Raw genomic sequence first — 7,858 nt, forward strand, 5'->3', positions numbered from 1 at the left:
CGCCCGACCTGCCCGCGCACCCCTGGCCCGCCGAGCCGGCGACCGACCACTTCGACGGGCCCACGCTCGGCGCGGCCTGGTCCACCCTGCGCCGCCCGGCCACACCCGACTGGGTCGAGCTGCAGGCCCGGTCGTCGCACCTGCGTGTCCACGGTGGACAGTCGCCGGTGGGGCGGCAGGCGCCCAGCCTGGTCGCGCGGCGCGTGGGCGCGGTGCACTGCCGGATGGAGACCGAGCTGGAGTTCCGGCCGGCGGGCCACCGGCAGCTCGCCGGGATCACCGGTTACTACAACACGGCCAACTGGCACTATCTCTACATGACGCGCGACGATGACGGCCGCACCGTGCTGGAGGTGTTGAGCTGCAACGGGGGCAAGCGGGAGGCTTATCCACACCTGACAGTCGACATCGGACAGAGCGCGCGGGTGCGGCTGCGGGTCGCGTTCGACGGGCCGGTGCTGCGCTTCGGTTACGACCTCGGCGCGGGCTGGCAGGATGTGCCGATCGAGCTGGACGCGACCATCCTGTCCGACGAGCACGCCGCGACCGTGGTCGACGGCGAGCCCGCGGCGTGGGGGTTCACCGGCGCGTTCCTCGGGTTGTGGGTGCAGGATCTGGGCGCCGACGGGGGCTACGCCGACTTCGACTACGCCACGTATCAGGAGTTCCCGTTATGACGGGGCTCATCGACACGGCGCGGGGCCAGGGCAAGGTCGTGTCGCTGACGTTCGACGACGGGCCCAACCCGGACGACACCCCGCGCCTGCTGTCGGTGCTGCGCGAGCATGACGTCAAGGCGGTGTTCTGCCTGTGGGGCGACCACGTGGTCCAGCACCCCGATGTCGCGCGCGAGATCGTGGCGCACGGGCACACCCTGGGCAACCACAGCATGCACCACGACAACATGGGCACGTGGACGGCCGAGCAGATCCGGGCCGACCTGCTGGAGACCAACGCGGTGATCCGGCGGGCGGTGCCCGGGGCGCGGATACCCTACTTCCGCGCCCCGTTCGGCAGCTGGGGCGTTTCGCCAACGGTGGCGGCCGACCTCGGCATGCGCCCGCTGGGCTGGCGCCTTGACGTCGCCGACTGGGACCCGCCCGGCAGCGATGTGCTGCTGCAGCGGCTGCGCGAGGGCATCACGCCGGGCGCGGTGGTCCTGTTGCACGACGGCGGCGGCGACCGCTCCCAGACAGTCGACGCAGCCGCGGCGATCATCCCCGTGCTACAGGCCGAGAGCTGGCAATTCGCCCTACCCCAACGGTGAGCACGGCGGCGGCGACCGCTCCCAGACAGTCGACGCGATCGCGGCGATCATCCCCGTGCTACAGGCCGAGGGCAGGCTTTCGCCCTACCCCAACGGTGCGGGAGCCGGATCCGCGATCTGCCGCATGAGGCTGGTCATGTCGGGCGCCACCCACTCCTCGGCGATCTTGTCACCCTCGATTCGATAGATCTCGATGCTCGTGAAGTCGACCGGGCGATGAGTCGGCGGCACCCCTTGGAACGGCCCCTTGTGGGTGCCCTGGAAGCGCACTCGCACCGCCACCTTGTCGTCCACACCGAATATGTCCTCGATTTCCACACGAAGGTCGGGGAAGCCGTCAAGCATGGCCTGCGCGCCCATCCGCCAGATCTCGCGCCCGTGGAGAGGCTCGGGGAGTCCGGGGATGTTGGCGATGAAGTTCTCGGTGAGCAGACCGACGCTCGCGTCGAGATCGCCTCGCTGGAGGGTGTCGTAGGCCGCACGCATCAACGCGATGTTATCCATGGCATCCTTTCGGCACGATATTATGAATATGCTACATCGTGATGATACATCAGCTTCCCGTGAGGCCGGCGACCAGGGGCCTGAAGACAAGGCCGTCGCCCTCGCAGTCCAGGACCACGGTCTGGCCCGGCCGCAGCTCGCCCAGCAGGATCAGTTCGGACAGGGGGTCCTCGACCTCGCGCTGAATGGTGCGCCGCAACGGCCGTGCACCCATGGCCGAGTCATGATCTTTATGTACCAGGAACCGGCGCGCCCGGTCGGTCAGCTCCAAATCGACGTCCATGTTGCGCAGCTGCGCCCGGATGCGCTCGGTCAGGATGGCGCTGATCTCCAGCAGGTGTTCCTGGCCGAGCCGGTGGAACACGATCGTGTCGTCGATGCGGTTGAGGAACTCGGGCCGGAAGTGCCCGCGCAGCGCGGCCAGCACGCGGTCGCGCGCCACGTCGGTGAGCTCGGAGCCGAAGCCGAGCGACACGGGCTTGGCCGCCTCCGTGGTGCCGAGGTTGGTGGTGAGGATGATCACCGTGTTCTTGAAGTCCACCGTCCGGCCCTGCCCGTCGGTGAGCCTGCCGTCCTCCAGGATCTGCAGGAGCGTGTGGAAGACGTCCGGGTGCGCCTTTTCGATCTCATCGAACAGCACGACCGAGAACGGGCGCCGGCGCACCCGCTCGGACAGCTGGCCGCCCTCGCCGTAGCCGACATATCCCGGGGGCGCGCCGACCAGGCGGGACACCGAGGCGTGGTCGTGGTATTCGCTCATGTCGAGCTGGATGAGCGCGTCCTCGGTACCAAATAGGAATTCTGCCAAAGCCTTTGAAAGTTCGGATTTGCCGATGCCGGACGGCCCGGCGAAGATGAACGACCCGGATGGGCGGCGCGGGTCTTTCAGTCCCGCGCGGGCCCGGCGGATTGCCTTGGCCACGGCGCGGACCGCCTCGTGCTGGCCGACAATGCGCTTGTGCAGCTCGTCTTCCATGCCCACCAGGCGTGCGGTCTCCTCCTCGGTGAGCCGATAGACGGGCACACCGGTCCAGCTCGCCAGCACCTGCGCGATCTGCTCATTGTCCACTTCGGACACGATGTCGGCCTCGTCTGCTTCCCACTCGCTTTCCCGTTGCGCCCGTTGGGCTTGCAGGTGCCGCTCGTCGTCGCGCAGCTGCGCCGCGCGCTCGAAGTCCTGCGCGTCGATCGCGGATTCCTTGGCCCGGCGGACCTGGAGCAGCTTCTCGTCGAACTCCTGCAGATCGGGCGGTGCGGCAAGCCGGCTCAGCCGGGTGCGGGCGGCCGCCTCGTCGATGAGATCGATCGCCTTGTCCGGCAGAAACCGGTCGGCTACATAGCGATCGGCGAGCGTAACGGCCGTGATGAGTGCGGCGTCCGAAAAGGACACACGGTGGAACGCCTCGAACCGGTCGCGCAGCCCCTTGAGAATCTCGATGGCCTCGGCCCGCGTCGGCTCGCCGAGCTGGATCGGCTGGAACCGCCGGGCCAGCGCGGCATCCTTCTCGAAGTACCTGCGATACTCGTCGGTGGTGGTGGCGCCGATGGTCTGCAGCTCGCCGCGGGCCAGCATGGGCTTGAGAATGCTGGCCGCGTCGATCGCCCCCTCGGCCGCGCCCGCACCCACGAGCGTGTGAATCTCATCGATGAACAGGATGATGTCCCCACGCGTGCGGCATTCCTTGACCACCTTGCGCAACCGCTCCTCGAAATCCCCCCGGTAGCGTGATCCGGCGACGAGCGAGCTGATGTCCAAAGTGTACACCTGTTTGTTTTTCAAATTTCTCGGTACGCGGCCAAGCGCGATCCGCTGGCAGAGCCCATCGACGAGGGCGCTCTTGCCCACACCGGGCTCGCCGAGCAGCACCGGATTACTCTTGAGGCGGCACGACAGCACGACAATCATGCGGTCGAGCTCGCGATCGCGGCCGATCACCGGGTCGAGGGCGCCATCGCGTGCGGCCCGGGTCAGGTTGCGGCCAAACTGGTCCAGCAGCAGGGATTCGGGCGACGGCGCCGTCTCCGGTTCGGCGACTCGGTCTCCGGACAGGACTTGGAGCACCTCTTGGCGCACCCGATTGGCATCCAGCTGCATGCGCTGCAGGATCTGGCCGGCCACGGTGTCGCGCTCGCGCAGCAGGCCAAGCAGGATGTGCTCGGTGCCGATGTAGTTGTGCCCCAGCTGCAACGCCTCACGCAGGCTCAGTTCGAGTATCTTCTTCGCTCTCGGCGAAAACGGCATGTGCCCGGACTGCGCCTGGTTGCCCTGGCCCAGGATGTCCCCGACCTGATCGCGCACGGTTTGCAGGGTCAACCCCAGGCGCTGCAGGACGATCGCCGCCACGCTGCGCCCCATGGCGGCGGGCGTCTCGCCTCGGCCCCCCGCCCTGAGCGTTTCCGCTGCGGTTCCCGTGGCCTCCTCTTGCGCCCGCCCGGCCGTCTCACCCTCGTGAATCAGGCCGAGCAGGATGTGCTCCGTGCCGATGTGGCTGTGGTTGAGGATCCTGGCCTCCTCCTGCGCCAGGACAATCACACGGCGGGCACCATCGGTGAACCGTTCAAACACGACACTCACTCCTCGCGGCGAGGCCCCACGCACCCCAGCCTGGCAATGGGCATGCGAGCGTGCGCATGCTGCAGCGGAAGTGGGTGACGTGCGCTGAGTCTGAGCCTCTTGGCGTTGACGCGTGGCCCGCGTGGGGAGCCTCGCTACGCTCGTGCCGGCGCCCGGCAGTCTCAGGCTACAACGAGGACGCTCCGTGGACCTAACATGGCCGGGAGCACGTCGTCGCGGGAGGAGCACGATGAGCGGCAAACAGCACCGGCGATCCGTATCCGACCGGGCCCGCAGGAGGGCCATCCGCGCCCTCGCGGCCAGGCTCGGCGTGGCCTATTCGGTGGCCGCGCGCCTGCTCACGGCCCGTCAGGTCGGCGTTGCCCCGGTCCGGTTCCCCACCGGCACCGACAAACACCGGGCATGGCTTTTCGCCATGCGCGAACAGCGCACATTGGATCTGCGGGTGCGCGACACACGGCTGGCGGCGGATCTGCCGCTGGGCCGCGCGGCACACCTGACCGAGCGCTTCCCGCGGCTGCGGCAGACGGGGGCAACGGATCTCTACGCGGGCGAGGGTCGGCAGGCCGCATTGGCGCTGCTTTACGCGGTTTTGGCCCACGAGAAGCCCGCGTTGCCGCCCAGCGCCGAGAGTCTGGGGTGGGTCGGCGAGCTCGGTGAGGAGGCGGCCGTCGACTCGTTGTGCGCTGCGTTGGACCGCGCGGCACGGCTGCTGCTCGACGAGGACGTGTGGCGGTTGTGCACGCGGATCGAGGCCGCGATCGGGTCCGATTCGGATCGTGCACGGGCGCTCGCACCGGAATTTCGCGCCATGGTGCCGCGCAAGGCATTCGGCGGGGCCAGGCAGATCCTCGACGCGCTGCTGGCCGTGCCATATGGCGCCCATCCGCCCGGGTCGCAGGTGCGGATCGTGACCGGGGAGCGGGCCGGTGAGACGGCGCTGGTCGTCGGCGCGCACTGGCAGCACCAGGGCCCGCCCACGCACTACCGGCTGCAGACAGAAGGCGCATCGCTGATCCTCGAAGCCAGCTGCATCGCCGTACTCGACGACGAACCACTCGTCACGGCCCCGGCCTAGCTCGGTCATCGACCGGTGCCGACGGCGGCCACCACGCCCGGCAACCGCGCCTGCACCATGACGTCTGCTCATCTCACATCTTGCTCAGCAGCTTCTCCGGCTCGAAGGCGTACGCCACCATCCAGCTCGGGCGCAGGCGGTAGTACACAACGTCGTCGCCCCACTCCAGTGGCGAGGCGCCGTAGTGCTCGGCCATGTGCGCGAGCACCTCCGGCCATTGCGGGTCGGGCTCGGCGTCGGCCGGATTGAGCTGCTCGACGGTGCCGTGCGTGAACACACCCAACTCCTCTCCCCGCAGGTGCGCGACGCTCACCGCCGGACGCACCGCGAGGTGGCGTGCCTTGGCGGCGCCCCGCGCCGTACCAAAAAACCAATGTCCTTTAATGAAATGTCCGTCGATTCCGCTGATGCGCGGCTCACCGGACGCCGTGACGGTGGCGATGGAAAGCGTGCACATGCCCACCAAGACCTGGACGAGTTGTGCGGCCGTAAGCGTGCGCTCGCCGGGGGTGATGATGGACTGCAGGTGCTTGGTCGAACGCGCCAAGGACGCGTCCATAAGCGCTTGGAGCTGGGCGATGTCGCTCTGACTCTCCTTCATGCGTTCAACCTACGTCGGGGGTACGACAAAACCTCCCCCACTCCGCCGACCGTCCACACGGGACCGTGACCAACTCGCTCTACGGGTAACCTGATCGAAATTGATCGATCAGGAGGTGGCGGATGCACACCAAGAAGTGCACGAGAATGATCGGCGCGGGCGCGCTGCTCGCCGCCCTGCTCACTCCGGTCAACGCGGCGGCGGCACCACCGCAGCTCACCGCCCGCTTCACAGCCGCCGCGGCGTTCGACGTCTCACCCCCATTACGGAGCCTGCCCAATACCCGCTCACGGGCCGAAGAGCTCCCGGAACGCGGCCCCAAGGTCGCCAACCACACGACCACTCACACCCCCGACCCGGCGCGCTACAGAAGACAGCCGGCACGCAACAGGGCAGCAGCAACACCATCGCCAACTTCGAAGGACCGTCCAATCAGGACAACTTCGACGTGTTCGGCTTCCGGGTCAACCCGCCCGACACCATCGGCGACGTGGGTCCAAACCACTACGTGCAAATGGTCAACGTCGTCTTCGGCGTGTTCTCCAAGTCCGGCGAACGCCTGCTCGGCCCGATCAACATCGGCGCACTCTGGGCGGGATTCGCGATCGACGAGTGCACCGATCCGTCCGGCGATCCCGTCGTGTTCTACGACCAGTTCGCCGACCGCTGGCTGCTCACCCAGTTCACGACCCGTGGCTTGAGTTACCCGAACGAGCCGCTCAACCTGTTTACAACTGTGTCGCGATCTCGACAACCGGTGACCCGACCGGCTCGTACTACCGCTACGCGTTCTCCACCGGGCACAACTTCCCAGATTATCCCAAACACGGCGTCTGGCGCGATTCCTACCTGGTCACCACGCGTGAATTCGGCGTGCTCGACCCCGAAATCTACGGCGTCGGCGCCTACGGCCTCGAACGCGACAAGATGATCGAGGGCGACCCCACCGCCCGCGCCGCAGGATTCCTCCTCGAACAGCACGAGGTGCCAATCAATTTCTTCGGCGGCGGCCTCCTGCCCGCCGACGTTGACGGCAAGCACAAGCCCAAGAACAGCGCCAAAGCTCCCATCATCGGCACACAGGACGACGGCGGCCCCTACGACGCGCCCTTCGACGCCGTCAACGTCTGGGAGTTCGACGTCAAGTGGCGCTCAACACCCACCGCATCCATCGAACTCGCCACCCAACTACCAGTTGCCGCCTTCGATTCAATTTTCCCGTGCGGCCCGACCTCCACCCGCGACTGCCTGCCCCAACCCGGCATCACCGATCAGACCCAATTTCTTGATCATTTAGGGTACCGCCAAAGGCCTACATGGAGGCTGGCATACCGCACATTCGGCCCAGTCGAGACCATGACCACCAACCAGTCGGTCGAAGCCGCCCCGGGCGTCTCAGGCGTCCGCTGGTACGAAATCCTTCGCCTCGGCGACCACTACCACCTCCACCAGCAGGGCACCTACGCCCCCACCGACGGCGTACACCGGCGTACACCGCTGGATGGGCAGCATCGCGATGGACAAGTTCGCCAACATGGCGCTGGGCTACAGCGTCGTCAACGGCACTGACGTCTACCCGGGCATCCGCTACACCGGCCGCCGCATCTTCGACCCACCAGGCACCATGCCCCTCACCGAGCAAACCATCGCCAACGGCACCGGCGTACAGACCACCACCAACTCCCGCTGGGGCGACTACACTTCCATGAACGTCGATCCCACAGACGATGCACCTTCTGGTACACCAACGAGTACTACACCGCCGAAGGCCAAGCATCCTCCCCCGCGGGCTGGCAAACCTGCATTGCCGGCCTCCGCCCCCCTTCTGCTAAC

Annotated in this window: 8 protein-coding genes and 1 pseudogene; 6 read left to right on the forward strand and 3 right to left on the reverse strand. The window is 67.4% G+C overall.

What is annotated here, in order from left to right; genetic code table 11:
- Together DM816_RS38245 and DM816_RS38250 are read left to right on the forward strand one after the other, a co-directional pair.
- Positions 1-677 (forward strand): beta-xylosidase family glycoside hydrolase (locus DM816_RS38245; RefSeq protein WP_483964172.1); only part of this gene is annotated, 677 nt, incomplete at its 5' end.
- The gene (locus DM816_RS38250; RefSeq protein ID WP_117215382.1) at positions 674-1,267 is read left to right on the forward strand and encodes a polysaccharide deacetylase family protein; all 594 of its coding nucleotides are present in this window, start codon (positions 674-676) and stop codon (positions 1,265-1,267) included. The genes DM816_RS38245 and DM816_RS38250, both read left to right, overlap by 4 nt.
- 84 nt (positions 1,268-1,351) lie before the next feature.
- On the opposite strand, the gene DM816_RS38255 is transcribed toward DM816_RS38250, so the two are convergent.
- Both DM816_RS38255 and DM816_RS38260 read right to left on the reverse strand, forming a co-directional pair.
- Entirely contained in the window at positions 1,352-1,771 is a 420-nt protein-coding gene (locus DM816_RS38255) for an ester cyclase (protein WP_117215383.1), read from the reverse strand.
- A gap of 49 nt (positions 1,772-1,820) precedes the next feature.
- A complete protein-coding gene (locus DM816_RS38260; RefSeq protein WP_117215384.1) occupies positions 1,821-4,337 on the reverse strand; it encodes an ATP-dependent Clp protease ATP-binding subunit in 2,517 nt (838 codons plus the stop codon).
- 238 nt (positions 4,338-4,575) lie between these two features.
- On the opposite strand from DM816_RS38260, the gene DM816_RS38265 reads away from it, so the two are divergent.
- Positions 4,576-5,424 (forward strand): hypothetical protein, encoded by an 849-nt coding sequence (locus DM816_RS38265; RefSeq protein WP_117215385.1) that lies wholly within the window; start codon positions 4,576-4,578, stop codon positions 5,422-5,424.
- Between the two features lie 73 nt (positions 5,425-5,497).
- Here DM816_RS38265 and DM816_RS38270 read toward each other — a convergent pair whose 3' ends face one another.
- On the reverse strand, positions 5,498-6,025 hold the full coding sequence (locus tag DM816_RS38270) for a pyridoxamine 5'-phosphate oxidase family protein (RefSeq protein ID WP_117215386.1): 528 nt from the start codon (positions 6,023-6,025) through the stop codon (positions 5,498-5,500).
- A gap of 100 nt (positions 6,026-6,125) precedes the next feature.
- Between DM816_RS38270 and DM816_RS43235 the strand changes: the two genes are divergently transcribed.
- The 3 genes and pseudogenes from DM816_RS43235 to DM816_RS43240 all read left to right on the forward strand — a co-directional run.
- Complete coding sequence (locus DM816_RS43235) at positions 6,126-6,956, forward strand: hypothetical protein (RefSeq protein ID WP_162908263.1); 831 nt, start codon at positions 6,126-6,128, stop codon at positions 6,954-6,956.
- A complete protein-coding gene (locus DM816_RS38280; RefSeq protein ID WP_117215388.1) occupies positions 6,899-7,594 on the forward strand; it encodes a hypothetical protein in 696 nt (231 codons plus the stop codon). The genes DM816_RS43235 and DM816_RS38280 overlap by 58 nt, the downstream gene beginning before the upstream one ends.
- Positions 7,542-7,858: pseudogene (locus tag DM816_RS43240) on the forward strand (hypothetical protein); the annotation flags it as partial. The gene DM816_RS38280 and the pseudogene DM816_RS43240, both read left to right, overlap by 53 nt.

Origin of the sequence: Allorhizocola rhizosphaerae (genome assembly GCF_003426775.1) — a bacterium.
Lineage (GTDB): Bacteria > Actinomycetota > Actinomycetes > Mycobacteriales > Micromonosporaceae > Allorhizocola > Allorhizocola rhizosphaerae.